The organism is Synechococcus sp. MIT S9509 (assembly GCF_047303035.1).
GTDB lineage: Bacteria > Cyanobacteriota > Cyanobacteriia > PCC-6307 > Cyanobiaceae > Synechococcus_C.
In genome coordinates, this window is the sequence record NZ_CP138940.1 from 1,281,098 (window position 1) to 1,303,416 (window position 22,319).

Below are 22,319 nucleotides of genomic sequence, written 5' to 3' on the forward strand. Positions count from 1 at the left end.
ACAGTCGTCATGCTGAAGAGCCTTAAATCAATTTTCTACTCCGCCCTTGCCCTTGTGCTGGCGTGCACACTGGGCGTTGCTTCCGCCAGTGCAGCCACCGTTGAGGTGAAGCTCGGCGCTGATTCAGGAATGCTTGCTTTCGAGCCCAGCTCCGTCACGATCAAAGCCGGTGACACGGTCAAGTTCGTCAACAACAAGATGGCCCCTCACAACGCCGTCTTCGACGGTCATGACGAGTACAGCCACCCCGACCTGGCCTTCTCTCCAGGCGAATCCTGGGAGGAAACCTTCAGTGAAGCGGGCACCTACGACTTCTACTGCGAGCCCCACCGCGGCGCAGGCATGGTCGGACAGGTGATCGTCGAGTGATTGACATGCTGATCTCCTGAATTTTCAGGTTTCAACACATCCAGGCCCCGGAATGTCAATGTTCATTCTGGGGTCTTTTCATGTTCTTGAAGATGGATAGGTTTGGCTCAGAAATGAAAGCCAAGGGATGCCGAACCCTGCTTCAGCACTGGCGCTGATCATCAGCCTTTTCCTGAGCCTTGTGGTTGCTTTGCCCGTTGAAGCCATCAGTGACCCGGACCTGTCCCATGGCGCCCAGCTGTTTTCCAGCAACTGCGCTGCATGCCACATGGGTGGTGGCAATGTGATCAGAGCCAGCCGCACACTCAGCCAGGCCGATCTGCAGGCCTACCTCGACTCCTACAGCCAGCATCCGATTGAAGCCATCGAGCACCAGATCGAGAACGGTAAGAATGCGATGCCGTCCTACGAAGGCAAGCTGAGTCTCACTGAAATCGACGATGTGGCCGCTTTTGTTGAGAAGCAGGCTGAAAAAGGCTGGTCACGATGAGCAGGGAAGCATTGAGTGCCTTTGTGCATGCCCTTGAGCACAGCGCATCGCTCAGAAGAGAACTGAAGGGCTGCTCTGATGATGATGAAATTGTTTCACTGGCACGACGTTGCGACTTCGCCTTGAATCGTGCCGATCTGTACGAAGACGGTCGGATATCAAACATGGAGAGCTGGTTCAGCCGCAGTGCTCTTGGGATCAGAAAGCAGGGCGGCACAGACTGAACCTTTGCCGCCCACACCATGCCGGTCGTGACACTGCTGAGCGACTTCGTTGACGGGACCTCCATGGCCCTCAGCGAAGACACCGATGCGCACAGCCTCAACAGCTACATGCTGCGAAACCAAGGTCAGCTCTGGGCAGGCATGCAACAACGACGCCTGGCAAGACAGCTCACGCGCCGCCGAAGAGGGCCTGGAACGCTGTATTACGCACCCACGGAGAAAGCTCAGGCTTGCGTGAATGCCTACCTGCAGGCTGTTACAGGTTCGCGCGAAGAAGAGCAGCAGCAGCACGCCATGCAGTCCAGTGGCGTTGAAATAGCCCCCCATGTGGGAGAAGCGATTGAACGCGAGGTCCTGTTCAGCCGCAAGCAACTCAGGCTCACACCTCAGGCCCGGGCCAAGGGCTTCGGATGAACAACCCGCGACACTGAAACAGTAGCAATCGACACATTTTTAACTTCCTTTAAGGATTTTGAGGGCGGCCTGTTCCGGATCCTGCTGATCAACGAAAGTGCACTGGCTCGAGAATGCCCATGAACGACACCGTTCACAACCGTCGCGGGACCAGCCTGAAATGGGAAACCAACGGAGAACTGGCTGGAGCTGATCTGCGCAACATCCTGCTTCGACTCCAGGAAGTCGACCCCAATGCTCAGGGGCTGAATCAATGCGACCTGGTGGATCGACCGCTCCAGAAATGACTGAACCGGCAGGAGCGCAGGAGGCCAGCGACAGGATCAGAGCAGAGCGGCCATGCGATCAACACTGGATCCGATGCACTCGACCACAAAACCCTCCATTCCCTGTTCATCACTGCCTGGACTGAGCCTGAAGAGATAGGCGTTCACCCAGGCCGTTTGCGCGTTGTTGACATCATGTCCGCGGTCTACGAAACCTGGCTTCTGTTGAAACAGGTGCAGAAGGATCTCCAGCACATCCTGCCTGGAAAGACTTTCAGGATCGATCAAGGGCAGCTGGTCCCTGATCTCGAGAAACGAGATCGAGGCTGAATAATCGAAATCCTCAGGCACCACAACCGACATCGGCTCACCCTCGATGCTGAGATGCTAGTTGCGACACTTACAGGGACTGTCAGTCAGTCATGGGTGATGAACCGAACGACCGCCAACACTGGATCGAAGAGATCGCGTTTCTTGAATCCCGCCTCAACGGTCATCAGGGAGACATCGACAGGGAGGATCGTTCAGCCTGTGAAGAGGCCCTGAAAGCTGCAAAAAGCAAGCTTGAATCCTGGCGCTGAACGGTCACATCCTCAGGGTGTGTCCAGGAGAAACGAAACTCTGCCGCTTGGCGAAAAGCTGCTTGCGAGGCCTGGAAGCACCCTGAAGGCGAATCGTCTCCGACAGGAGCTTGGCCTGCAGCGAAATCTGACGGTTCTCCTGATCGCGCCAGTACTCCTGGATCGTGCGCGGCCAGTGCTCTGACACCCGATCAAGCTTTGAGGACTTGTCGCCGGAGATATTGATCACGGACATGCAACTCACCATCAGTGGGATCCTCACCAATCCCTAGCCAGAGCTCAACGGTGTGACAGCAACCATGTCACTGCTGACATGGATCCATACCATGACGTTGACAACAGCCCACGGACGACGGCAACAGCCCACGGTTGCGACCGCTTCAAGGCTTCGTCTTCGGCCCGGGGACATCCACCTCACTTTTCAGATTGCAGCAGGGAAGCTGCTGGTGGTACTGAGCAGGTTCTCTCATCGCCCAGTATTCATCCACCACCCCGAGAAGGTGAGCACTGATCCGAGTCAGCCATGAGCGTATTTTCATCTCTTCATGGTGCCGAACTGAGGACGATTCAGCCACGCGAAGCACCCTGACAATCCTCGCCGCTGAATTGGCGCGCAGAGTCTGATTCCAGTTCCAACGCCCACTGCCTCCACTCGGAAGCGGACGTTGGCGATACAGCCTCAACCAGAGCGTTGTCAGTCCAGTAATCGGGTGAATCGAGAATCCCCAGATGCAGGGGACAGGACGGGGCAGCCTTCACAACCCACTCCTTCAGATTTGCTTAACCATGGCCCAGGCGTCGGTTGCGATGCAACTGGGCGAACACGGAGATGTCTGACGACCGACGTGGTGCGAAGACCAAAGAAAACCTGGAATAGGAGCACCTGGATAGGCCCCATTCACACCCTTTCAGGAGGTGCTGCAGAACGTGATGGCCTCAACGATGCAACGTGCCTTGGCCATGGGGCTTGGTGTCGGGATCGGAATCGCCAGTGCCGGCATCGGCGCGGCCTCGGCCTGCACCAGTTTCACCTTGAGGGGCAATGACGGTGGAAGGGTCTATGGACGAACCATGGAATTCGCTAAACCACTGAACAGCGAGGCAGTGCTGATCCAACGCGGCACCCTGATCAGAGGAGCCGGGCCTTCAGGCCAGGAGGGAAGCGGTCTGAGCTGGACAAGCCGGTACGCGTTGATAGGCCTGAACGCCGTAGGAGTCAACGACGCGCTCGTCGATGGCATGAATGAGAAGGGAATGGCAGGAGGATTGCTGTATTTCGAGGGCTACGCACAGTTTCAGAATGTTCCGGCCAATCAGAGTGATCGGTCGATCGCCAGCTGGCAATTGCTCGCTTATGTGCTGAGCAATTTTGCGTCCCTTGCCGAAGTCAAACAGTCACTCCCGGGCGTTCTGGTGAATGGATCCGTACTGAAGGCCTTTGGAGGAACCGTTCCAATTCACATGATCCTGCACGATCGCGAAGGCAACAGCCTCTCTGTGGAATACATCAAAGGGGAGCTGAACATGCTCGATAACCCGACCAATGTTTACACCAACTCCCCGCCACTTCCCTATCAACTGATTGCAGCGGGTAACTACGGCAACCTCAACGCCATGCCTCCGGCAGAGATCACCATGAATGGACTGGCATTGCCTCCTGTCAGCGCTGGTGCGGGATTTGTGGGAATGCCAGGCGATTTCCTCTCCACATCACGGTTCATCAGGGCGTTGATCTTCAGCAGAAATGCACCCACCAATCTGAGTTCAGCCGAGCAGGTGGGTACAGCTTTCCATCTGCTCGACCAATTCGATCTGCCTCCTGGAAGCCAGGGCATTCCAGCTGGAGGCGGATTTGGAGGTGGTGGCTCGAAAGACACCTATGAAATCACGGAGTGGTCAGTCGTATCCGACCAGAAAAATGGCACCTATTCCATCAAAACTTTTGAGAATCCCGATATCAGGCAGATGCGTTTTGCAGATATGCCTCTATCAGGTGGATCAATCAAAGTGATGCCGCTTGATCAACAACAAAAGATCACTACTCTGAAACCTTGAGATTGTATCGGTAGTTCTTTTCAATTCAACGATTCCGCAAAAATCAATTCAAACCCAATAAAAAATATTCAGATGTAATGCATACTCAATCGCTGAGCAATATGAACTCGATCGGTCGATCTCTCATACGGCTCATTCCTGTTGCCGAGCTGCCATCAGCACAGCCAGATAGAGATCCTCATCAATTTCGCGGATGTCGTACTCGGAGGGCATGGCTCCATGGTGATGCTCGTGGACGACCGTCCAGCACATCCTCTCCAGATCTGAGGGTTCAGGCCCGTAAAGCTCCCGGACTCTGGCCACCAGTGTGTTGACCAGAGCGGGATTCACAACGTTTTCGCCCATCACTCGCAGACATCATTCGGTGGACCCTACCGATCCGGATCGGTTGACCGCATGCTGGCGTGCAGACCGAACCGCCTGGATCGGTTCCCCGTGGCCTTGATCAGAATGACCCTCATACGGTTGTTCCAGTACGAACGGAATCATGCAACCCACGGCCGAACAATTCACAGAAAAGGCCTGGGCCGCGATCCTCTCGGCCCAGAACCTGGCCCAGAAGCGACGCCATCAGCAACTGGAAACCGAGCATCTGATGCTGGCTCTCCTGGAGCAGGACGGACTGGCCAGCCGCATGCTCGAAAAAGCCGGTGTCACTCCATCGACTCTTCAGAGCAACCTGGAAGCCCATCTCCGTCAGCAACCTGCTCTGCAGTCTCCACCGGAATCCGTTTACCTGGGCACAGGGCTCAATACCCTGCTGGATCGTTCCGAATCTCTCAAGCAGGAATACGGAGACAGCTACATCTCGATCGAACACCTGCTGCTGGCTCTGGCAGAGGATTCACGCTGCGGCCAACGTCTGCTCAGTCAGGTGGGCGCCGACGCCAAAACACTGAAAACCGCCATTGATGCCGTGCGCGGCAGTCAGACCGTGACCGACCAGAACCCGGAAGCAACCTACGAATCACTCGAGAAATACGGACGTGATCTCACGGCAGCTGCCAGGGACGGCAAGCTTGATCCTGTGATCGGTCGCGACGAGGAGATCCGCCGCACGATTCAGATCCTCAGCCGCAGAACCAAAAACAACCCTGTGCTGATCGGCGAACCGGGCGTCGGCAAGACCGCCATTGTGGAAGGACTTGCCCAGCGGATCGTGAACGGCGACGTTCCTCAGGCATTGCAGAATCGACAGCTCATCGCCCTCGATATGGGGGCTCTGATTGCCGGTGCCAAATATCGTGGTGAATTCGAGGAACGACTCAAAGCGGTCCTGAAGGAAGTCACCGACTCCGAAGGACAGATCGTTCTGTTCATCGACGAGATCCACACGGTTGTGGGAGCCGGCGCCACCGGCGGCGCGATGGACGCCAGCAACCTGCTCAAACCGATGCTGGCCCGGGGGGAACTGCGCTGCATCGGCGCCACAACACTCGACGAACATCGCCAGCACATCGAAAAAGATCCGGCGCTGGAGCGTCGCTTCCAGCAGGTGCTCGTGGACCAGCCCACAGTGGAGGACACCATCTCCATCCTGCGCGGACTCAAAGAGCGCTATGAGGTGCATCACGGCGTTCGCATCGCTGACAGCGCTCTGGTGGCTGCCGCTGTGCTCAGCAGTCGCTATATCGCCGACCGCTTTCTGCCTGACAAGGCCATCGATCTTGTCGATGAATCCGCAGCTCGGCTGAAGATGGAGATCACCTCCAAACCGGAGGAGATCGACGAGATTGATCGCAAGATCCTGCAGCTCGAGATGGAGAAACTCTCCCTCGGTCGCGAATCGGATGCCGCCAGCCAGGAGCGACTGGAGAGACTCGAGCGGGAACTTGCGGAGCTGTCTGAACAGCAAAGCACCCTCAACGCTCAGTGGCAGCAGGAGAAGGGAGCGATTGATGAGCTCTCCAACCTCAAGGAGGAGATCGAGCGAGTGCAGCTGCAGGTTGAGCAGGCCAAACGAAGTTATGACCTGAACAAGGCGGCGGAACTGGAGTATGGAACCCTCGCCACACTCCAGAAGCAGCTGGCCGAAAAAGAGAGCGCACTGGCTGAGCACGACGACAATGGCCAGGAGAAATCCCTGCTGCGTGAGGAGGTCACCGAAGACGACATCGCCGAAGTGATTGCCAAGTGGACCGGCATTCCCGTCGCCAAGCTCGTGCAGTCGGAAATGGCCAAGCTTCTGGGACTCGAGAACCAGCTGCACCAGAGAGTTGTGGGCCAGCAGCAGGCTGTCGCTGCCGTTGCTGATGCGATTCAGCGTTCACGCGCCGGGCTGAGTGATCCCCACAGACCGATCGCCAGCTTTCTGTTTCTCGGCCCCACCGGTGTCGGTAAAACCGAGCTCTCCAAAGCCCTGGCAGCTCAGCTTTTCGACAGCGAAGACGCGATGGTGCGCATCGACATGAGTGAATACATGGAGAAGCACACGGTCAGTCGACTGATCGGAGCTCCTCCTGGCTATGTCGGCTACGAGGCGGGCGGTCAGCTCACTGAAGCCGTGCGCCGGCGCCCCTATGCCGTGATCCTGTTCGACGAGGTGGAGAAAGCCCACCCCGACGTGTTCAATGTGATGCTGCAGATCCTGGATGACGGACGGGTCACCGACGGTCAGGGCAGGACCGTTGACTTCACCAATGCCGTGCTGATTCTCACCAGCAACATCGGCAGCCAGTCGATCCTCGATCTCGGTGGCGATGACGGGCAGCACGTTGAGATGGAACGGCGGGTGAATGAAGCCCTGCGCGGCCACTTCAGACCCGAATTCCTCAATCGACTTGATGATCAGATCATCTTCCACAGTCTGCGCAGAGACGAACTGCGCCAGATCGTGAACCTGCAGGTGGAACGTTTGCGTCAACGTCTCATGGAGCGCAAGCTCGGTCTGACCATCAGCGACAACGCCACCGGCTGGCTTGCCGATGCCGGCTATGACCCGGTCTACGGCGCCCGTCCGCTCAAGCGAGCCATCCAGCGCGAACTGGAAACACCAATCGCCAAGGCCATCCTGGCCGGACGTTACGGCGACGGCGATGACGTCACTGTGGATGTGCAGGCGGCCAGCAGCAACGACGAGCAGCTGAAACTGGTGCTGCGCTGATCACTGGTCTGGTGGTCGGTTCGCGGGATCGAACCACTCAGGCAGGGCCTCATAGCAGGCCGCGTTGGCCCGGTTCTCCCGGGCCTCGACTTTCCAGCAGCAGCTGCGACCGCCGTCACGCGCCTGCAACAGGGTGTTGGCCCAGCCCCAGACCAGCTCAGCGGTGGACTCCATTCCGACGTTGTCCATCACGCGCAGATCAAGAGCACCCTGTTCGTGCAACGCCTGCCACTGCGCCATCAACGGATCATCGGCATTGATGAGAAAGGTGTGATCGAACTGACGACTGAGCTGCGCCTCCAGAGGCCTCAGACTCGAGAAATCCACCACAAACCCACATTGATCGAGGTGGGTCGCGGCGAACCAAACGGTGAAACTGCGGCTGTAACCGTGAACGAACCGACAATGGCCTGGATGCTGCCACTGCCGGTGGCAACAGGGATAACCCTCGAAATGCTTGCTGCAGGTGTGACCGGCGGGGGGCAGAGGCATCGTGCGGATGAAAGGGACGTCACTGCGGGAGGATTCCTCCTGTCTACATCTGCAACACGCGCAGACCGATGCAGCCGCTCACCTCAGCCTTCATTGATCAGCTTCGTTTCAATGAGGCGGGCCTGATCCCCGCGATCGCGCAGGACTGGCTCGACGGTGCGGTGCTGATGGTGGCCTGGATGAACAGGAACTCCATCGAACTGACGCTCACCAGCGGGGAGGTTCATTACTGGAGCCGCTCCCGCAAGGAGCTCTGGCACAAGGGAGCCACCAGCGGGCATACCCAGAAAGTGAAGAGCATCCGCTACGACTGCGATGCGGATGTGATCCTCATCACCATTGAACAGACCGGTGATGTTGCCTGTCACACCGGAGCACGCAGCTGCTTCTACGAAGACAGTGATCACAGAGCCGCAGGAGGCCCGGAATCACTGCAGCCCCCGGCTGACGCCTGCACCGAACTGATGCGTGTGATCGAGCAGCGACGTGATCATCCCGAGGAAGGCAGCTACACCAACAAACTGCTCAAGGGCGGCGACAACAGCATCCTCAAGAAGATCGGAGAGGAGAGCACGGAATTCGTGATGGCCTGCAAAGACGGCAAGGCGGATGACATCGCCTGCGAGGCTGCCGACATCCTGTTTCATCTGCAGGTCGCCCTGGCCCATCACGAAGTGAGCTGGCGTCAGGTGCAGGAAGTTCTTGCGGCGCGTCGCGGAGCACCGCGCAGACATTGATCAGGGGGTGCAGGGAGACTCGGAACTGATCACCACTTCATCCCCGAGCTGCACGACTTCCAGAAGATCAGTCATCACCTTGCGACCCACATTGATGCAGCCACCGGTCACCGACTGGCCCACTCTGCCGGGATCGTTGGTGCCGTGGATGGCAAAGCTGTACCAGCGGAAGGTGCCGTCGTAGGTGTTGAAGCGAAAGGGCTGCGGCGTTGCAGGTACAGGGGCCAGGCTGATGTAACCGAGCCCGTACTCACCCGTTTCCCCATCACCCTTGAAGTCGATGGAGCTCATGTTGCGGAACAGATTCTTGCGGAGATAGGCCTCACTTTTCCCCGACTCATTCACCAGAGAAGGGTCCATGGCGAAGCGATCCTCGCTGAGAATTGCGTTCACTCGGAAGGTGCCCAGCGGAGTCCAGCCCTCCTCGAACGTTGAACCGGCGCAGGAGATCCCATTGCGCCCATATCCCACCTTGAATCGCAGGGTGTCGCCCTTCAGATTCAGCTGCCCCCTGCTTGCGGAAGGCTGGGCTCCATCAAGCTCGATCAGGATTCTGCCCTTGTCGGCGCCGCCTCGTCCGGAGAGAGAATCCGACGAACCACAGCCGGACACTGAAACGAGCATCAACCCCAGGAGCAGTGAACGCATCAGCCTCCCCGAGAGCAGCAAGGTCGCAATCCTCAAGGCAAGGAGTTTCACTGCCGGCAGCATGCCGGGTTTTCAGCGGCCTGTCAGAAGCTTGAAACGTGCGTCAGAAACAACATCACCGGTCTGTGGCATCGGCAGGCCTGAAGGGAACACCGAACCGAGTGGGCTGATCACGCAACCAGTTCAGGGTGCGTCGGTCACTGACTGATGGAACAAGAACCGGTGAGGCTCCCTGCACAGGTGCAAGGGCATCATTGGAATCATCGCTGTGCCCCCAGAGGCCAAAGGCGTGGCCCAGCTCATGCAAGGCCGTCGCCTGAATGGCCTGTGCTCGCAGTTCAGGCGACACCATTACGGTCACACCAGGCTCCATTCGCCAGATGTCTTCACGACGAACTTCGAGCAGTTGCAGCACGGCGCGACCATTGCTGGCCCGCCAGCCTCCCGCCAGCTGACGCCTCGGCGGCCGGCGACGTTCCACCCGGATGTGAGCCCGTTTCGGATCATCGACAAGTGTGATGGGCAACAGGGGGATCCACTGGTTCAGAGCGGCGTCGACGGCATTCAGCCAGCGGCGCTCCCAGCGATCCGACTCCTCACCGGCGGCGGGTTCGATCCACACACACCAGCGAGAGAGGGACGGAACCCCGAAAGCCGTGGTCGCAAGGCGCGCCCCGTATCCAGGAGCTTGTTGAGCAGCCGCGGCCGTGAGGGGCTGGCCCTCCAGTTTGCGAACCTGCTGAACCGGTGGACAGGGGTCATCAAGCATCGGACTCTTTTCTCAGGCAGCGGAAAGACCAACGCCCCTGGCCATCAGTGTGGCGAGCATCGGAACCAGGGCAAATCCCACCAGCTCCACATTGATGATCCAGCCCAGACGGGTTGCCAGCTTCTGGCCCACTTCGGGCAACTCACCCTTGCGCAACGGAATTGCCCACAGGACGTAAGTGACCGTGGGATAAAGCGACAGAGCGCCAACACTCAGATAAAGACCGACTTTCCACCAGAACAGGGGGTTTTCGGTGTAGAAGTCACTGCCCTGACCGAAATAGAGCACGCGCAGGATTCCACTGACCAGCAGCGCCAGAGCGGCGATTCCATAGATGATGTCGGTGATCACCATGGCAGTGGCCGTTCTGCGATCAGGGTCCGGACGAATCAGCCGGCGCTCCACCACCAGTGCAGCGAAGCAAAGCATGAAGCTCAGGTAATGGACGTAGGCCACTCCAGCACTCTTGGCGATCTCCGGAGTCAGCACGGCGGCCAGCAACATGGGGGCGAATCATTTGTTGCTGGCGACAGTAGCGGCTGAGAGGAAACCTCTGCTGCCTCGATGAGACCGATCTGAACTACCAATCCAACGCAAATATGAAGCGAAACGAATCACACTATGAACAAAACTTGAATTCGGTACAAATTCAGAATTACGTCTGAAATATGAATTCCGCAGTCTTCATTACACGCACCAGATAAAAAGCCTTTCGCCCTAAGTTCAAAGAAACATGGCAGACATGTGATGGTGAGTTCACTGAGTGCATTTCTGGGCGAAATCGGCAGACATCAACTACTGACTCCTGAACAGGAGTTAACCATGGGTCGCAAAGTTCAGGCGATGGTCGCTCTTAACGAGCGTTGTCAGCTTGCCGGAGGAAGTGGGCCTGCCTGTGTCTACAACGATGAAGAGAAGCGCATCATTAAACGTGGTGAAAGAGCAAAGAATCAGATGATCACCTCCAATCTGAGGTTGGTGGTCAACCTTGCAAAGCGATACCAGGGGAAAGGTCTCGACCTTCTGGACCTGATTCAGGAAGGAACCCTTGGCCTCACTCGCGCTGTTGAGAAATATGACCCCACCCGCGGCCACCGTTTCTCCACCTATGCCTATTGGTGGATTCGTCAGGGACTGAACCGCGCTCTTTCCACACAGAGCAGAACCATTCGTATTCCTGTGAATGTGAATGAGAAACTCACCAAACTTCGTGCTGCCAAAGCGCGACTGATGCAGAGCAATGGTCTGGCTCCCACATCCGAACAACTTGCTGAGTCGATGCAAATCTCCCTGAGCGAAGTGGAGGATCTGCTCGGCTGCGAGTTACGCAGTGTGACGGTCAGCCTGCAGGGGGTCGTGAAGTCAAAATCAGATCCATCAGAGCTGGTTGACGTTCTCCCCAGCGATGAAATTCCGCCGATGGAACGGGCGGAAATCGCAGAGAGAACGGCTTCAGCCTGGAAACTGCTTGATAAATCAAATCTCACCCCGAAAGAGCGCACGGTGGTGATGCTGCGATTCGGCCTCGACGGCAGTCACGAATGGCGAACACTTGCTGAGGTGGCTCGGCACATGAACTGCAGTCGTGAATATTGCCGGCAGGTGGTGCAACGCGCCTTGCGCAAACTGCGCAAGACCGGAATCCAGCACGGGCTGGTTGAGATGAGTGTCTGAACGGGAACCCGCCCGTGGAGATTCGGATCTCCCCCTGACACATAAAACTCTGGCAATGAGACTGTTAAAGGTGACCCCCTGCACTCTCCGTCATGACCTCTGGTTCCACGTCCGGCACCACTGAGTTCAATGCGGAGGTCATCGATGCAGAGGTTCTCGACAGTGAAGTGATCGATGAATCCGCATTTCGGCAGCTGCTGAAACGCGCCGGCAGATCAATGGCCCGTCCAGCCCTTGAAGCGCTGGAGATGCTGATTGATCCTGCGACTCCTCCCCAGGCGAGGCTCACCCTGCTGGCAGCACTCACCTATCTGCTTGTTCCCACCGACCTGATCCCGGATCTCTTGCCTGTTGCCGGTTTCAGTGATGACCTGGTGGCGATCACCGCTGTGCTGGGTCTGTGCCGGAATCACATCACACCGGAGATCAGGCAAAGGGCGCAACGCAGACTGGATCAATGGTTCCCGATCCACCGCCCATGAGTCGCTGGTCACAAGAACTGGAGGATGACCTTGCAGCGTTGCTGAAGGACTGGCTGAAACAGCAGGGGCGCACCCAGTCGGACCTGCGCCGCAGCCTGAGAGCAACCTCCACCCGCATGCCAGCCCTGATGGAGGTGCTGGAACGTGAACATGTGCTCGGGGGAATGCCTCGGCTGGCAGCCAGGCTCTGCTCCATCGAAGCCGAATGGGCTGCCGATCCCGGAACACCTGCCACTGAGGATTCAGGATCCGGCTCCGGTCAAAACAAGGCTGATCCTTTCGGTCAGCTGGATCTGCTGCTGAGAGAAATCAGAGACGACTGCACCGGCTGAACAGAATCACAGGCAACATGGGGATATCTTCCAAACACCCCATGGCCTCCGTCTCGCAACGACTGCTTGGTGTCAGCCTTCTCACCGCCGTCAGCGTGATGCTTCCTCAGAGAGCGATGGCACAATCAGAGGTCTGGCTGCTTGGTCCCAACAGCCGCACCGGTGAACAGAGCACAGTTGTGCCCACCGATTGCGTCGAAGGAGCTGACGGGTCAATCACCTGCAACACCAAGATCGTGAATCCCCCCGGCGACACACCCGCCAAACCATTCTTCAATCCGTTCAGCAACAACTGAGCACAGTGATCCAGTCTCGACGCAAACGCCGAAGCTTCCTGCAGTGGGTTGATGCGGGCGAAAAACAGGTCGCCATTCTTCTCACTGCGATCACCGCTGTTGTGATAGCGGCTTCGATCGTGCAGCTCACGATTCGCGTCGCCCTTTCGCTGATCACCAATGAACAGGACTCCTACTGGCTCGGTGACGGCCTGATCCGCATCCTCGGCGATCTGCTGACAGTACTGATTGCCCTTGAAGTGCTTCAGAACATCACCAGTTACCTGCGCCGACACGTTGTCCAGATCGAACTGGTGCTTGTCACCGCCCTGACAGCCGTTGCCAGAAAAGTGATCGTGCTTCCGAAGGGCGCGGAAGACAAACCCCAGCTCCTGATCGGTCTCGGAGTCTGCGCCATCGCTCTGGCCGGGGCCTACTGGCTGGTCAAACGTTCAGCTGACCAGGATGGTCGTCCGGACTCCCACTCCAGTAGAGCGCAAGCCACACCGTTCCAGGATCAACATCCGTCCTCTCAACCCGATGACGTCGACCGGCTGGCAAGATCAACTGATCCCCCACGCTGAGCTCAACCCATTCCTCTGGATCGTCGAGACGCAAGCGCGCGCTCCCTTTCAACAGGGTGAGCCACTCATGATCCTTCTGCTCATACCAGAATCCATCCGGACTGTTCGCGCCATTGGAACTGATCCTTACCAGCCTCCAGTCCCTGCCTGAACACAACTCCTCTTCAATCTCATGCCCTGCAGCCGCAGGCGCAGCGATCAGCAGATTGGATGAACGGGGTGCATCAACACTTGGCTCCCCCCAGCGTCGACCAATGTTGTACCCCCAGGAATGGGCCAGCTGGACCACTGCATTGTGATCAGAGCACGCCGCGAGCTGACGACGTCGTTCCGGCTCAGCATCAAGGCTGCTGACCAGTGCATTGAGCTGTTGAACCTTCAACAGAAAACGCTGCAGATCCTCTTCCGCCATCAGCTCCGGAGCAACTGTCGTGATCCTGACAACCCGTGGATGGAGATCAGAGCAATCACCTGCGCCGCGTCACACTGAAATCACCTGCTGAATGACGATGAGGACTCTGCTGGCAGGAGCACTGATGTTGATCACACTGCTCTGGCAGAGTTCAGCCTCATGGGCGATGGATGAAGCTGGAGCACAGCTGTTTGATCTGCACTGCGCTGGATGTCACCCGAACGGCGGCAACATCATCCGTCGAGGCCGGACACTGAAACTCAAGGCGCTCGAAAAACAAGGGCTCAATAATGCTCCTGCAATTGCACAGATCGCCCGTGAAGGAATCGGTCAGATGAGCGGCTATGTCGATGCTCTTGGGGAGGGCAATGACATTGTTGTTGCCGAATGGGTCTGGCGACAGGCTCAGAATGCCTGGATCCAGGGATAAACATCCAGTCGGGTCCAGATTCCTTCCCGCCAGTACACATCTGCCTCCAGCAGTGCGCGCACAGTTGTTTCACTCTCGGACTCAAAGACTGCAAAAACGTGGGTACTGCCAACAGTTGGGCCAAGAGTTATCAATGTCCCACTTTCCTTGAGGGCTTTAAGCCGTTCGAGATGCTCATCACGAAACGGAGCTCTTTTTTCCAAGGCATTGTCGCAATAGGTCCCCCAGAGAACGAAGCGGGCCATAGTTTCACCTCCGGTTAAAAGAATCTGCGCCAAAAGGTTGGCGCGTACTGCACATTAAGCGCTATGTTAATTGGGTAGATTACTTTTATGATGATGCTCACTGGTGCTGAACTCCTTGCGAAGGTCAAGGATTTAGGTGACGTCTCCAAAACAGACCTGGCAACTGCCTGTGGGTATGTCTCGAAAAAGAAGGATGGTTCTGATCGCGTTAACTTCACTGCTTTTTATGAAGCACTTCTCAATGCGAAGGGCATTGAACTTGGTGGTGGATCAGCTGGCATTGGTAAAGGCGGCCGCAAGCTTTCTTACGTGGCAACAGTTCAGGGGAACGGCAATCTGTTGATCGGTAAGGCTTACACCGCGATGCTCGATCTCAAACCCGGCGATGAATTCGAGATCAAGCTTGGTCGCAAACAGATCCGCCTGGTTCCGGTAGGCGGCGCTGACGAAGACGAAGAGTGATCTTCAGCCTGCTGCTGCTCGCAGTTCACGGCAAAATTCACCAGCTTCAGCCGCTGCGCATCCTTCCTGCGCAGCGGCGATTCTTTTGACAAGAGCACTGCCGACAATGGCTCCGTCTGCACCCCATGAGCGAACCTGACGAACCTGCTCAGGTCCGGAAATTCCGAATCCCACAGCGACAGGACCGGCGGCACATCGCTTCAGAGAAGTGACTAGCTGGCCGACACGATCTTGCAGACTTGATCGTTCTCCGGTGACACCATTGACTGAAACCAGATAAGTGAAACCACGACTGGAAGCGGCAATGCGCTGCATCCGCTTTTCAGGAGTTGTGGGAGCCACCAGCAGCACAAGATCAAGATCATGTTGTGCCGCAAGTGGAGACAAACGCTCCGCTTCCTCAAGGGGAAGATCAGGGACAACCAGACCGGAGACACCAGCGGCGGCAGCTTCCGAAAAAAAGCGTTCTGCTCCTCGATTCAGCAGTGGATTGCTGTAGGTGAACAGAACAACCGGCATGGTGAGTTGTCCACGCAATCCACTCAACATCTCCAGCACTTTTGCCGGGGTTGTGTTTTGTTCAAGAGCTCGGTGAGCAGCAGCCTGAATCACTGGTCCGTCCGCCAGAGGGTCGCTGTAGGGGATGCCAAGCTCCACCACATCAGCCCCGTGATTCTGAAGACTGAGCAGAACATCAGCCGTGCTCTGGAGCTCTGGATCACCTGCCATCACAAAAGGCATCAGTGCCAGGCGCTGCTCACGGGCGGTCTTCACAAAGACCTCTGCAATGCGTGAAGACTGCTCTCTCACGGATTCTGAAACTGTGATGCAGGCGAGCCTAGAGGTCGGCTGCAATCACTCAGGAGCCTGACTGGTCTCCTCTTCCGCGATGGAGGCCATCAGCTCCTGCTGCTGCTCAGGTGTCATGGCGTCGAACCGCTCCTGAAGCTGCTGGGCGGTGAGTTGGTCATAACCGCTGCGGTAGCGACGGCGTTGCTGCATGTAGGTCATGCGGCCGGTCACCACTCTGAACAGATAGGAGCTGGTCCAGACAACCACTACAACAACGAGGAGAGCCTCGGCGGCAATACCCGCCGAAAATCCCTCCAGCCCAAGGGCTTGGAACAACCAGTAGCCCAAACCTCCCGTCAGCAGCAGACCGAGACCAAGTTTCAGAACTCCGGCACGCGTCAACAGTCAGACCTCGCCCTGGCCGCTGAAGCGGAGATTGAGGAATGGAGCAAACACAATCATCCCCGGAAAGAAGAAGAACACCAGTGAATAAATTCCAAGGCGCTCGTACTTACCCATGACGGTCCAGCGCCGACTCATCCAGGCGTAAAGCAGGAGAGGCACCACCACCAGATAGGCACCACCCAGTGCCACATAGGCAGCGATCACCAGCAGGGTGTCCAGGGAAACCGCGTTGAGAAGAGTCTCCATGGTCAGCGAAATGGGCCATCTTGGTGGAATCTAGAATGCCGCCACGGTGCTGGTGGCACCCGGGGGCGTGGCGGAATCGGTAGACGCACGCGACTTAAAATCGTTTGGGATGAAAATCCTGTGGGGGTTCAAGTCCCCCCGCCCCCACCACCGGCCTCGCCCCACCACGGGAAGTGATCGAAGCCAGTGCATCATGGGCATTCCAGATCACCCTCATTAGCTTCTGGAACATGAGGGTGTTTGGGTCATGGCGACTTCGGTGATCTCCACCGCTCAGCTGGGCGAGGAGCCCGCCGAGCTGATTCGCTGCAGGGAACGTGACGGCGGGGATCAACCCTGGGATCGATGGGGTACGTATCTCAGCGACAGGCAATGGGGAACGGTTCGTGAGGACTATTCCGCGGACGGCAATGCCTGGAACTCATTCCCCTTTGATCACAGCCACCTGCGCACCTACCGCTGGGGCGAGGACGGACTGCTCGGCTTCAGCGATGAACAGGGCCTCCTCTGTTTCGCACCGGTGCTCTGGAACGGACAGGACCCTGTTCTGAAGGAACGGCTCTTCGGCCTCGGCAATCCCGAGGGCAATCACGGTGAAGACATCAAGGACATGATGTATCACCTGGCTGGGACACCCACAGGCAGTTACGCCAAAGCGCTCTACCGCTACCCCCAGAAACGCTTCCCCTATGAACAGCTGAGAGACGAGAACCGCCGCCGCGGCCGTGACCAGAACGAGTTCGAACTGGTGCACACGGGCATCTTCGCTGAGAACCGTTTCTTCGATCTGGAGGTCGAATACGCCAAGGCATCACCGGAGGATGTGCTGATCCGGCTCACGCTCACCAACCATGGACCCGACAGTGCAGAGCTCCATCTGCTGCCGAGCCTCTGGTTTCGCAACACCTGGGGATGGGGCCAAAACAGCGAACATGACTTCATCAGACCATCGCTCTGCTTGCAGGATGGACTGCTGGTCAGCAGTGCTGTTGGGGGTCTTGGCTCCTATGGCCTGAGTTGCAGCGAAGGGGGAACCTGGCTGTTCACCGAAAACGAGACCAACACCCAGCGGCTTTACAACCAGCCTCTGAAGCAGCCCTACGTGAAAGATGCCTTTCACCGTTATCTGATCGAGAAACAGGCTGATGCGGTGAATCCGGACCAGACCGGAAGCAAGGCAGCTCTTCACCTGCAGCGAATGCTCAGGCCTGGAGAGATCTGGCAGGTGGATCTCAGACTGTGCCGGCGCGACATGGGCGACAGGTCGACATCAACTGGCCTCGAGCTGACCAGCGTCAACGCCCTCGTCGAGCAGCGCCGCCAGGACTGGCAGGACCATCTGCACTGGGTGGCTCCAGGCCTGAACGAAGAGGACAGAGCCATCCATACTGCAGCGGCAGCTGGTCTGTTCTGGTGCCGCAAGTTCTACAACTGGTATGTGGCCCGCTGGCTGCGGGGAGACAGCAATTCAGCCAAGCCACCCGAGCAGCGCTGGCACACCGACAACGCCTACTGGCGCAACCTGCGGTCCCGCAACATCATCTCCATGCCCGACTGCTGGGAGTATCCCTATTTCTGTCAGTGGGACCTGATGTTCCATGCAGTGGCGTTCGCGGAACTTGATCCGGGCGAGGCCAAGCGACAGTCACGCATGTTGCGCCAGGCGTCCTACACCGCCAACAACGGCCAGTCACCTGCCTATGAGTGGGCGCTCTCCGATGCCAACCCACCGATCGGGGCCTGGGCGGCGCTGCGCATTTTTCAGGTCTCCGGACGCTGCTACGGCCGCAAGGACTATCCCTTTCTGCGTGCAAGCCTTCGGGAACTACTGCTGGAATACGGCTGGTGGGCCAACCGCACGGACCGCAACGGCGACAGTTTGTTCGAAGGTGGATTCCTCGGACTCGACAACATCGCGATCTTCTACCGGCGATACCCCCTGAAAGACGGAAGCCTGATTGAACAGACCGATGGCACGGCCTGGATGGGCATGCTCAGCCTGAACATGCTGGAGGCCTGCGTTCTGCTCGCTGAAGACAGAGAGGAATACAAAAGCCTGTGCGAACGGTTCGTGACTGACTTCAGTCGTCTCACCTACGCCTTGAACAGTCCCTGCGGGCGTGGCTACGTCAACTGGGACGAGGAGGACGGCTTTTATTACGATGTGCTCAAACGCCCGGACGGAAGCAGTGACTATCTGAGGACACGTTCTCTCAGTGGACTGATCCCGCTTCTGGCCATCGCCACATTCGATGCACGCACTGTCGAATCCATCCCTGCACTGGATGTTCGCAGCTATCTCAGAGACCTGGGCGAAGAGCGTGGGGCCCCGTTTGACGCGATCAGTCATCTCGGTTCGAGGCATCGCGATCGCGTGCTGTTCTCGATCGTGCCTCCCGATCGACTGCGACGGATCCTCACCCGGGTCTTTGATGAACAGGAGTTCTTATCCCCTTACGGCATCCGCAGCCTCTCCATGGTGTATCAGAACAACCCCTACTCCTATCAACAGGGTGACGACCACGCGACGATCAGCTACAGCCCCGCCGACAGTCCGGTTGCCATGTTCGGCGGGAACTCCAACTGGCGCGGTCCGGTGTGGATTCCGATCAACTATCTGCTGATTGAAGCCCTCCAGAAGTTCGGCCACGCCCTCGGAGACGAATTCAGGATGGAGTTTCCGACCGGTTCTGGACGTGAACTGAACCTATGGCAGATCTCACTTGAACTGGAGAAACGACTCGTCGGGATTTTCAGGCGGAATAAGGAAGGCCGACGAGCCTTCAACGGAGACATTGAGCTGTTCCAGAACGACACAGCCTGGAGCGAACTCTTTCAGTTCCATGAATACTTCAACGGGTGCACAGGGGCTGGTGTTGGAGCCAGTCACCAGACAGGCTGGACGGCTGTTGTCTCCAAAATGATCACTCAACTTCAGCGCTGGGGCTGATGGCGCTTACAACAGCTCCTGACGGAAGGCGGAATCACGATGAGCCGGCCATGGCTCCCATCAGGAGCGTTCATTCAACGAACTGTCGGTTCAACAGACCATGAGAGGGTTTCCCCGGCATGGAACAGCAACGGCCATTCGCTGTCAGGGATGGCATCATCTCCGACACGGGCTGATTCAGGTGGAATCAGGCGATTCGGAACGGATTGATCCCGTCGAACCAGCGTGATGGTGTCAGCGTTGAGAGGCATGCCGTAGAAGCGCGGCCCGTGCTCGCTGGCAAATCCTTCGAGATGGTCCAGAGCTCCCGCCTGTTCAAAGACAGCGGCATAACTCTCCATTGCATGGAGCGCATTGAAAATACCTGCACAACCGCAGGATGACTCTTTGCCGGAACGGGGATGTGGGGCGGAATCCGTGCCGAGAAAGAAGCAGGGCAGACCACTGGTTGCGGCCGCGACCAGGGCCCTTCGATGGCACTCCCGCTTCACAACCGGGAGGCAGTAGAAGTCGCTGCGAAGGCCGCCGATGAACATCGCGTTGCGATTGAGATGCAGATGATGGGGGGTGATTGTGGCGGCAATGCGTTCATCACCGCTCAGATGAGCCTCCGTGATGTAAGTCGCCGATTCCTCCGTGGTGATGTGCTCCAGCACGATGCGCAGGCGTGGATGCCGCTGACGCAGGGGCTTCAGATGCCGTTCGATGAACATGGCTTCACGATCGAAAACATCCACGTCCGGATCCGTGACTTCACCGTGAATCAACAGAGGCATGTCCACGGCCTCCATCCGCCTCAGCACAGCGGAGATCCGGGAGAGATCACTCACGCCTGCCGCTGAATTGGTGGTCGCATTGGCGGGGTAGAGCTTGGCCGCACGGAAGACGCCCATGGCGAAGCCCCTGGCCAGCTCGTCCGGATCAAGATCGTCCGTCAGATAGGCCGTCATCAGTGGCTCGAAGTCGATGTCTTCGGGCAGTGCTTCGAGAATCCTGCTGCGATAGGCCAGTGCCTCATCAACAGATGTGACCGGTGGACGCAGGTTGGGCATCACAATGGCCCGTGCAAAGGTTCTCGCTGTTGCCGGCAGCACGGCCCTGAGCATGGCTCCGTCCCTGAGGTGCACATGCCAGTCATCCGGCCGACGCAGCACCAGGGAGCTTGGAGCCTCGGCCAAGTCAGACCTCCTGGAGGACTGGTAGCTCACCAACCGCGCGACGGAGAATCTCCTCTCGATCTTCGCTCACATGATTGTCGGGCAACAGTTCGAGCAGCTTGAGTTTCTCCAGGCGGTTGCGTGTGGAGCCGTTCATCACGACCAGATAGACAGAACGGCCTACCTCAACCGCTTCCTTGATGGCGTTTTCGAGAGCCAGTGATGCTGTCACTCCCAGATGGGAAACCTCAGTGAGATCGAACAGAACCGCCTCACAATCCTCAATGGCGTTGTGTTCCCTGCTGATGGTCTTGGCCACGCCGAAGATCATCGGTCCGGTGAGCTGAAACAGCAGCAGGCGACCCGCAGCCTGATCGAGCAGTGCTTGCTGGTCTTCAGGAAGTTCAACGTCATCGTCCGTGGTGCTGATGGTTTTCACACCCCTGGCCTGCAGGGCCGTCATCCGTTCGATCGTGAGCACGTTGGCCACGAACACCCCGATGAAGACCGCCCAGATCAGGTCAACCAGCACGGTGAGTGCAATCACGCCATAGGTGATGCAGGCCGCTTTGATCGAAAGATGATGAGCACGCTGCAGAAAACTCCAGTCAATGATGTCGAAGCCCACCTTCAGAGCGATTCCCGCCAGTACCGCCAGAGGGATCTGAGCTGCAAGTGGAGCGGCCAGCAGAATCACCAGCATCAGGATCAGGGCCCGGACGATGCCTGAAAGGGCAGAACGGCCACCCGCCTGAATGTTGACCACGGTTCCCATGGTGGCTCCGGCGCCCGGAAGTCCCCCGAACAGACCTGACATCACATTGCCCAGTCCCTGCCCGATCAGTTCCTTGTTGGAGTCATGCTCGGTGCGGGTCAGGCTGTCAGCCACCACGGAGGTCAGAAGGGCGTCGATGCAACCGAGCATGCCGAGCACAGCGCCGTTCACCACCATCAACCTGATCTGCTCACCGGAGAAGGTGGGAGGATTGAAACTGGGAAATTCCGCCGTGAATTCAGGAATCCTGCGCAGTTCAATGTCTCCGAAGAGCGTGAGTGACAGCACGGTTCCCACAACGAGAGCCAGCAGCTGAGGAGGACAGAACCGTTTCAGCTGCTCTGGTGTGAACCAGAGGATCAGCAGGGTGATCACGGCCAGTGCGAGCTCCAGAGGCTGCACGCCGGCAGCCAGCTCGGGGAGAGCGCCCAGTGTTCCGATCACACCCCCGGGAGGACTGCTCTGTCCCAGGAAGGGCGCCAGTTGCAGAATGACCAGGATCACACCGATCCCGGACATGAAGCCCGAAATCACCGTGTAGGGCATCATCGTGATGTATCGGCCCAGACGGAAGAAGCCGAACAGAATCTGGAACACACCGGCGAGCACCACCACGGTGAAAGCCATTGCCAGTGCAGTCCCCTTGTCGGGGATCTGGCTTGTGAAACTGAGAATGACGGCGGTGAACACCACCGTCATTGGACCTGTCGGTTCAGATATCAGTGTGGGTGTGCCACCGAAGAGCGATGCGACCAGGCCGATGATCACCGCACCCCAGAGCCCGGCAGCGGCTCCGGCACCGGAGGCAACCCCGAAAGCAAGAGCCATCGGCAACGCCACAACCGCCGCCGTCACACCACCGAAAACATCCCCGCGGACGTTGCGTGTGCTGATGTGATTCAGAAACACGCCAGACCGATTCGAATTTGGCGGAATGCTAATTCCCGAGC

General features: G+C 57.8%; 33 protein-coding genes, 1 tRNA gene and 1 pseudogene. 19 read left to right on the forward strand and 16 right to left on the reverse strand.

Features of this window, described 5'->3' with window-relative positions; translation table 11 throughout:
• Positions 1 to 9 precede the first annotated feature (9 nt).
• The 5 genes from petE to SIB73_RS07440 all read left to right on the forward strand — a co-directional run bounded on the left by petE (position 10) and on the right by SIB73_RS07440 (position 1,784).
• Positions 10 to 369 carry a plastocyanin gene (gene petE, locus SIB73_RS07420; RefSeq protein WP_413401657.1) on the forward strand — a complete coding sequence of 120 codons (360 nt, stop codon included), beginning with the start codon at positions 10 to 12 and terminating at the stop codon, positions 367 to 369.
• 127 nt (positions 370 to 496) lie between these two features.
• Positions 497 to 859, forward strand: a complete 363-nt coding sequence (locus tag SIB73_RS07425) for a c-type cytochrome (RefSeq protein ID WP_413401655.1) — start codon at positions 497 to 499, stop codon at positions 857 to 859.
• Positions 856 to 1,083 (forward strand): Nif11-like leader peptide family natural product precursor, encoded by a 228-nt coding sequence (locus tag SIB73_RS07430; protein WP_413401653.1) that lies wholly within the window; start codon positions 856 to 858, stop codon positions 1,081 to 1,083. The genes SIB73_RS07425 and SIB73_RS07430 overlap by 4 nt, the downstream gene beginning before the upstream one ends.
• Before the next feature lie 18 nt (positions 1,084 to 1,101).
• Positions 1,102 to 1,497, forward strand: a complete 396-nt coding sequence (locus tag SIB73_RS07435) for a hypothetical protein (protein WP_413401652.1) — start codon at positions 1,102 to 1,104, stop codon at positions 1,495 to 1,497.
• Between the two features lie 119 nt (positions 1,498 to 1,616).
• Positions 1,617 to 1,784 (forward strand): hypothetical protein, encoded by a 168-nt coding sequence (locus SIB73_RS07440; protein WP_413401650.1) that lies wholly within the window; start codon positions 1,617 to 1,619, stop codon positions 1,782 to 1,784.
• A gap of 36 nt (positions 1,785 to 1,820) precedes the next feature.
• On the opposite strand, the gene SIB73_RS07445 is transcribed toward SIB73_RS07440, so the two are convergent.
• Positions 1,821 to 2,126, reverse strand: a complete 306-nt coding sequence (locus SIB73_RS07445) for a hypothetical protein (RefSeq protein ID WP_413401648.1) — start codon at positions 2,124 to 2,126, stop codon at positions 1,821 to 1,823.
• Between the two features lie 59 nt (positions 2,127 to 2,185).
• On the opposite strand from SIB73_RS07445, the gene SIB73_RS07450 reads away from it, so the two are divergent.
• Complete coding sequence (locus SIB73_RS07450) at positions 2,186 to 2,344, forward strand: hypothetical protein (protein WP_413401647.1); 159 nt, start codon at positions 2,186 to 2,188, stop codon at positions 2,342 to 2,344.
• Positions 2,345 to 2,348: 4 nt separating this feature from the next.
• Here SIB73_RS07450 and SIB73_RS07455 read toward each other — a convergent pair whose 3' ends face one another.
• The 3 genes from SIB73_RS07455 to SIB73_RS07465 form a co-directional block, all read right to left on the reverse strand.
• Positions 2,349 to 2,579 (reverse strand): hypothetical protein, encoded by a 231-nt coding sequence (locus tag SIB73_RS07455; RefSeq protein WP_413401646.1) that lies wholly within the window; start codon positions 2,577 to 2,579, stop codon positions 2,349 to 2,351.
• A 145-nt stretch (positions 2,580 to 2,724) separates the two neighbouring features.
• Positions 2,725 to 2,883 carry a hypothetical protein gene (locus SIB73_RS07460; RefSeq protein ID WP_413401644.1) on the reverse strand — a complete coding sequence of 53 codons (159 nt, stop codon included), beginning with the start codon at positions 2,881 to 2,883 and terminating at the stop codon, positions 2,725 to 2,727.
• 28 nt (positions 2,884 to 2,911) lie between these two features.
• The gene (locus SIB73_RS07465) at positions 2,912 to 3,103 is read right to left on the reverse strand and encodes a hypothetical protein (protein ID WP_413401642.1); all 192 of its coding nucleotides are present in this window, start codon (positions 3,101 to 3,103) and stop codon (positions 2,912 to 2,914) included.
• A gap of 183 nt (positions 3,104 to 3,286) precedes the next feature.
• Here SIB73_RS07465 and SIB73_RS07470 point away from each other — a divergent pair, with 183 nt between their 5' ends.
• A complete protein-coding gene (locus SIB73_RS07470) occupies positions 3,287 to 4,399 on the forward strand; it encodes a choloylglycine hydrolase family protein (protein ID WP_413439777.1) in 1,113 nt (370 codons plus the stop codon).
• Positions 4,400 to 4,531: 132 nt separating this feature from the next.
• On the opposite strand, the gene SIB73_RS07475 is transcribed toward SIB73_RS07470, so the two are convergent.
• Positions 4,532 to 4,744 (reverse strand): hypothetical protein, encoded by a 213-nt coding sequence (locus SIB73_RS07475; protein WP_413401640.1) that lies wholly within the window; start codon positions 4,742 to 4,744, stop codon positions 4,532 to 4,534.
• Positions 4,745 to 4,886: 142 nt separating this feature from the next.
• Between SIB73_RS07475 and clpB the strand changes: the two genes are divergently transcribed.
• Positions 4,887 to 7,502, forward strand: a complete 2,616-nt coding sequence (gene clpB, locus SIB73_RS07480) for an ATP-dependent chaperone ClpB (protein WP_413401638.1) — start codon at positions 4,887 to 4,889, stop codon at positions 7,500 to 7,502.
• On the opposite strand, the gene SIB73_RS07485 is transcribed toward clpB, so the two are convergent.
• Positions 7,503 to 7,994, reverse strand: a complete 492-nt coding sequence (locus SIB73_RS07485; protein ID WP_413401636.1) for a 6-carboxytetrahydropterin synthase — start codon at positions 7,992 to 7,994, stop codon at positions 7,503 to 7,505.
• Between the two features lie 68 nt (positions 7,995 to 8,062).
• On the opposite strand from SIB73_RS07485, the gene hisIE reads away from it, so the two are divergent.
• Entirely contained in the window at positions 8,063 to 8,731 is a 669-nt protein-coding gene (hisIE, locus tag SIB73_RS07490) for a bifunctional phosphoribosyl-AMP cyclohydrolase/phosphoribosyl-ATP diphosphatase HisIE (RefSeq protein ID WP_413401634.1), read from the forward strand.
• On the opposite strand, the gene SIB73_RS07495 is transcribed toward hisIE, so the two are convergent.
• From SIB73_RS07495 to SIB73_RS07505, 3 genes are read right to left on the reverse strand one after another with little or no spacing between them, the layout of a single operon-like run.
• On the reverse strand, positions 8,732 to 9,442 hold the full coding sequence (locus tag SIB73_RS07495) for a L,D-transpeptidase (RefSeq protein ID WP_413401632.1): 711 nt from the start codon (positions 9,440 to 9,442) through the stop codon (positions 8,732 to 8,734).
• Between the two features lie 52 nt (positions 9,443 to 9,494).
• Positions 9,495 to 10,148, reverse strand: coding sequence for a peptidase (locus tag SIB73_RS07500; protein ID WP_413401630.1), 654 nt, complete (start codon positions 10,146 to 10,148; stop codon positions 9,495 to 9,497).
• 12 nt (positions 10,149 to 10,160) lie between these two features.
• Positions 10,161 to 10,652 carry a DUF2214 family protein gene (locus SIB73_RS07505; RefSeq protein ID WP_413401629.1) on the reverse strand — a complete coding sequence of 164 codons (492 nt, stop codon included), beginning with the start codon at positions 10,650 to 10,652 and terminating at the stop codon, positions 10,161 to 10,163.
• A gap of 243 nt (positions 10,653 to 10,895) precedes the next feature.
• Here SIB73_RS07505 and SIB73_RS07510 point away from each other — a divergent pair, with 243 nt between their 5' ends.
• The 5 genes from SIB73_RS07510 (at position 10,896) to SIB73_RS07530 (ending at position 13,495) form a co-directional block, all read left to right on the forward strand.
• Positions 10,896 to 11,822, forward strand: a complete 927-nt coding sequence (locus tag SIB73_RS07510) for a sigma-70 family RNA polymerase sigma factor (RefSeq protein ID WP_413401627.1) — start codon at positions 10,896 to 10,898, stop codon at positions 11,820 to 11,822.
• 92 nt (positions 11,823 to 11,914) lie between these two features.
• Entirely contained in the window at positions 11,915 to 12,304 is a 390-nt protein-coding gene (locus SIB73_RS07515; RefSeq protein WP_413401625.1) for a YkvA family protein, read from the forward strand.
• Positions 12,301 to 12,636 carry a hypothetical protein gene (locus SIB73_RS07520; RefSeq protein WP_413401624.1) on the forward strand — a complete coding sequence of 112 codons (336 nt, stop codon included), beginning with the start codon at positions 12,301 to 12,303 and terminating at the stop codon, positions 12,634 to 12,636. Before SIB73_RS07515 ends, SIB73_RS07520 begins: the two co-directional genes overlap by 4 nt.
• A 98-nt stretch (positions 12,637 to 12,734) precedes the next feature.
• The gene (locus SIB73_RS07525; RefSeq protein ID WP_413439788.1) at positions 12,735 to 12,932 is read left to right on the forward strand and encodes a hypothetical protein; all 198 of its coding nucleotides are present in this window, start codon (positions 12,735 to 12,737) and stop codon (positions 12,930 to 12,932) included.
• Between the two features lie 5 nt (positions 12,933 to 12,937).
• On the forward strand, positions 12,938 to 13,495 hold the full coding sequence (locus tag SIB73_RS07530) for a phosphate-starvation-inducible PsiE family protein (RefSeq protein WP_413401620.1): 558 nt from the start codon (positions 12,938 to 12,940) through the stop codon (positions 13,493 to 13,495).
• Here SIB73_RS07530 and SIB73_RS07535 read toward each other — a convergent pair.
• Positions 13,458 to 13,853: pseudogene (locus tag SIB73_RS07535) on the reverse strand (Nif11 domain/cupin domain-containing protein); the annotation flags it as partial. The gene SIB73_RS07530 and the pseudogene SIB73_RS07535 overlap by 38 nt on opposite strands.
• On the opposite strand from SIB73_RS07535, the gene SIB73_RS07540 reads away from it, so the two are divergent.
• Positions 13,767 to 13,985, forward strand: a complete 219-nt coding sequence (locus SIB73_RS07540; protein WP_413406573.1) for a hypothetical protein — start codon at positions 13,767 to 13,769, stop codon at positions 13,983 to 13,985. The pseudogene SIB73_RS07535 and the gene SIB73_RS07540 overlap by 87 nt on opposite strands.
• 19 nt (positions 13,986 to 14,004) lie before the next feature.
• Entirely contained in the window at positions 14,005 to 14,337 is a 333-nt protein-coding gene (locus tag SIB73_RS07545) for a c-type cytochrome (RefSeq protein ID WP_413401619.1), read from the forward strand.
• Here SIB73_RS07545 and SIB73_RS07550 read toward each other — a convergent pair.
• Positions 14,313 to 14,582 carry a YciI family protein gene (locus SIB73_RS07550; protein ID WP_413401617.1) on the reverse strand — a complete coding sequence of 90 codons (270 nt, stop codon included), beginning with the start codon at positions 14,580 to 14,582 and terminating at the stop codon, positions 14,313 to 14,315. The genes SIB73_RS07545 and SIB73_RS07550 overlap by 25 nt on opposite strands.
• Before the next feature lie 93 nt (positions 14,583 to 14,675).
• On the opposite strand from SIB73_RS07550, the gene SIB73_RS07555 reads away from it, so the two are divergent.
• Positions 14,676 to 15,044 (forward strand): AbrB family transcriptional regulator, encoded by a 369-nt coding sequence (locus SIB73_RS07555; protein WP_413406355.1) that lies wholly within the window; start codon positions 14,676 to 14,678, stop codon positions 15,042 to 15,044.
• A gap of 3 nt (positions 15,045 to 15,047) precedes the next feature.
• Here SIB73_RS07555 and trpA read toward each other — a convergent pair whose 3' ends face one another.
• From trpA to SIB73_RS07570, 3 genes are read right to left on the reverse strand one after another with little or no spacing between them, the layout of a single operon-like run.
• Positions 15,048 to 15,854 (reverse strand): tryptophan synthase subunit alpha, encoded by an 807-nt coding sequence (gene trpA, locus SIB73_RS07560; protein WP_413406354.1) that lies wholly within the window; start codon positions 15,852 to 15,854, stop codon positions 15,048 to 15,050.
• A 45-nt stretch (positions 15,855 to 15,899) separates the two neighbouring features.
• Positions 15,900 to 16,238 carry a DUF3007 family protein gene (locus tag SIB73_RS07565; protein WP_413401615.1) on the reverse strand — a complete coding sequence of 113 codons (339 nt, stop codon included), beginning with the start codon at positions 16,236 to 16,238 and terminating at the stop codon, positions 15,900 to 15,902.
• Between the two features lie 3 nt (positions 16,239 to 16,241).
• A complete protein-coding gene (locus SIB73_RS07570; protein WP_413401613.1) occupies positions 16,242 to 16,487 on the reverse strand; it encodes an NAD(P)H-quinone oxidoreductase subunit L in 246 nt (81 codons plus the stop codon).
• Positions 16,488 to 16,548: 61 nt separating this feature from the next.
• On the opposite strand from SIB73_RS07570, the gene SIB73_RS07575 reads away from it, so the two are divergent.
• Positions 16,549 to 16,637, forward strand: a tRNA-Leu gene (locus tag SIB73_RS07575).
• A 97-nt stretch (positions 16,638 to 16,734) separates the two neighbouring features.
• Positions 16,735 to 19,437: an MGH1-like glycoside hydrolase domain-containing protein gene (locus SIB73_RS07580; protein WP_413401611.1), complete on the forward strand. Its 2,703-nt coding sequence runs from the start codon at positions 16,735 to 16,737 to the stop codon at positions 19,435 to 19,437.
• A 74-nt stretch (positions 19,438 to 19,511) separates the two neighbouring features.
• Here the strand turns inward: SIB73_RS07580 and pyrC are convergent, their stop codons facing one another.
• Positions 19,512 to 20,615: a dihydroorotase gene (pyrC, locus tag SIB73_RS07585; RefSeq protein ID WP_413401610.1), complete on the reverse strand. Its 1,104-nt coding sequence runs from the start codon at positions 20,613 to 20,615 to the stop codon at positions 19,512 to 19,514.
• Between the two features lies 1 nt (position 20,616).
• Positions 20,617 to 22,278, reverse strand: coding sequence for a SulP family inorganic anion transporter (locus SIB73_RS07590; RefSeq protein WP_413401608.1), 1,662 nt, complete (start codon positions 22,276 to 22,278; stop codon positions 20,617 to 20,619).
• Between the last annotated feature and the right edge of the window lie 41 nt (positions 22,279 to 22,319).

What these genes read in the sequence shown, in the direction of transcription:
- petE (WP_413401657.1), top strand. Translation starts at nt 10, where the DNA reads ATGCTGAAGAGCCTTAAATCAATTTTCTACTCCGCCCTTGCCCTTGTG.
- SIB73_RS07425 (WP_413401655.1), top strand. Translation starts at nt 497, where the DNA reads ATGCCGAACCCTGCTTCAGCACTGGCGCTGATCATCAGCCTTTTCCTG.
- SIB73_RS07430 (WP_413401653.1), top strand. Translation starts at nt 856, where the DNA reads ATGAGCAGGGAAGCATTGAGTGCCTTTGTGCATGCCCTTGAGCACAGC.
- SIB73_RS07435 (WP_413401652.1), top strand. Translation starts at nt 1,102, where the DNA reads ATGCCGGTCGTGACACTGCTGAGCGACTTCGTTGACGGGACCTCCATG.
- SIB73_RS07440 (WP_413401650.1), top strand. Translation starts at nt 1,617, where the DNA reads ATGAACGACACCGTTCACAACCGTCGCGGGACCAGCCTGAAATGGGAA.
- SIB73_RS07445 (WP_413401648.1), bottom strand. Translation starts at nt 2,126, where the DNA reads ATGTCGGTTGTGGTGCCTGAGGATTTCGATTATTCAGCCTCGATCTCG.
- SIB73_RS07450 (WP_413401647.1), top strand. Translation starts at nt 2,186, where the DNA reads ATGGGTGATGAACCGAACGACCGCCAACACTGGATCGAAGAGATCGCG.
- SIB73_RS07455 (WP_413401646.1), bottom strand. Translation starts at nt 2,579, where the DNA reads ATGTCCGTGATCAATATCTCCGGCGACAAGTCCTCAAAGCTTGATCGG.
- SIB73_RS07460 (WP_413401644.1), bottom strand. Translation starts at nt 2,883, where the DNA reads ATGAAAATACGCTCATGGCTGACTCGGATCAGTGCTCACCTTCTCGGG.
- SIB73_RS07470 (WP_413439777.1), top strand. Translation starts at nt 3,287, where the DNA reads ATGCAACGTGCCTTGGCCATGGGGCTTGGTGTCGGGATCGGAATCGCC.
- SIB73_RS07475 (WP_413401640.1), bottom strand. Translation starts at nt 4,744, where the DNA reads ATGGGCGAAAACGTTGTGAATCCCGCTCTGGTCAACACACTGGTGGCC.
- clpB (WP_413401638.1), top strand. Translation starts at nt 4,887, where the DNA reads ATGCAACCCACGGCCGAACAATTCACAGAAAAGGCCTGGGCCGCGATC.
- SIB73_RS07485 (WP_413401636.1), bottom strand. Translation starts at nt 7,994, where the DNA reads ATGCCTCTGCCCCCCGCCGGTCACACCTGCAGCAAGCATTTCGAGGGT.
- hisIE (WP_413401634.1), top strand. Translation starts at nt 8,063, where the DNA reads ATGCAGCCGCTCACCTCAGCCTTCATTGATCAGCTTCGTTTCAATGAG.
- SIB73_RS07495 (WP_413401632.1), bottom strand. Translation starts at nt 9,442, where the DNA reads ATGCTGCCGGCAGTGAAACTCCTTGCCTTGAGGATTGCGACCTTGCTG.
- SIB73_RS07500 (WP_413401630.1), bottom strand. Translation starts at nt 10,148, where the DNA reads ATGCTTGATGACCCCTGTCCACCGGTTCAGCAGGTTCGCAAACTGGAG.
- SIB73_RS07505 (WP_413401629.1), bottom strand. Translation starts at nt 10,652, where the DNA reads ATGTTGCTGGCCGCCGTGCTGACTCCGGAGATCGCCAAGAGTGCTGGA.
- SIB73_RS07510 (WP_413401627.1), top strand. Translation starts at nt 10,896, where the DNA reads ATGGTGAGTTCACTGAGTGCATTTCTGGGCGAAATCGGCAGACATCAA.
- SIB73_RS07515 (WP_413401625.1), top strand. Translation starts at nt 11,915, where the DNA reads ATGACCTCTGGTTCCACGTCCGGCACCACTGAGTTCAATGCGGAGGTC.
- SIB73_RS07520 (WP_413401624.1), top strand. Translation starts at nt 12,301, where the DNA reads ATGAGTCGCTGGTCACAAGAACTGGAGGATGACCTTGCAGCGTTGCTG.
- SIB73_RS07525 (WP_413439788.1), top strand. Translation starts at nt 12,735, where the DNA reads ATGCTTCCTCAGAGAGCGATGGCACAATCAGAGGTCTGGCTGCTTGGT.
- SIB73_RS07540 (WP_413406573.1), top strand. Translation starts at nt 13,767, where the DNA reads ATGGGCCAGCTGGACCACTGCATTGTGATCAGAGCACGCCGCGAGCTG.
- SIB73_RS07545 (WP_413401619.1), top strand. Translation starts at nt 14,005, where the DNA reads ATGAGGACTCTGCTGGCAGGAGCACTGATGTTGATCACACTGCTCTGG.
- SIB73_RS07550 (WP_413401617.1), bottom strand. Translation starts at nt 14,582, where the DNA reads ATGGCCCGCTTCGTTCTCTGGGGGACCTATTGCGACAATGCCTTGGAA.
- SIB73_RS07555 (WP_413406355.1), top strand. Translation starts at nt 14,676, where the DNA reads ATGCTCACTGGTGCTGAACTCCTTGCGAAGGTCAAGGATTTAGGTGAC.
- SIB73_RS07570 (WP_413401613.1), bottom strand. Translation starts at nt 16,487, where the DNA reads ATGGAGACTCTTCTCAACGCGGTTTCCCTGGACACCCTGCTGGTGATC.
- SIB73_RS07580 (WP_413401611.1), top strand. Translation starts at nt 16,735, where the DNA reads ATGGCGACTTCGGTGATCTCCACCGCTCAGCTGGGCGAGGAGCCCGCC.